The organism is Citrobacter sp. Cpo045 (genome assembly GCF_030332875.1).
Lineage (GTDB): Bacteria > Pseudomonadota > Gammaproteobacteria > Enterobacterales > Enterobacteriaceae > Citrobacter > Citrobacter portucalensis.
This window is the reverse complement of the sequence record NZ_JAOWGZ010000057.1, coordinates 1-272: the sequence shown is the minus strand read 5'-3', so window position 1 is coordinate 272 and position 272 is coordinate 1. Positions and strand designations below refer to the sequence as shown.

Below are 272 nucleotides of genomic sequence, written 5' to 3'. Positions count from 1 at the left end.
GAGATTAACGGCTACCAGTATCACGGCCAGGTGATTGATACCGGGAAAAATACCCTCGGTTATCGCATCGAGGTGGATTCGGACGCGTTCTCCGATAACCAGGGTCATGTGCTGAAAGAGGTGACGGTCCATGTCAGCGTCACCTCTCACGATGCGGCGGGCAACCTGGCGATCGCCACCAGCAGCCACGACGTGCATATCGACAACTTCGCGGAAAACACGGTACATATCGACACCGTCGCGAACGACAATGTGGTCAACGCCATTGAAAA

Annotated in this window: 1 protein-coding gene; it reads left to right on the top strand. The window is 54.8% G+C overall.

Going from position 1 to position 272, the window contains the following annotated elements; all coding sequences use genetic code 11:
* Positions 1-272 (top strand): Ig-like domain-containing protein (locus tag OGY13_RS01030; protein ID WP_286593197.1); only part of this gene is annotated, 272 nt, incomplete at both ends.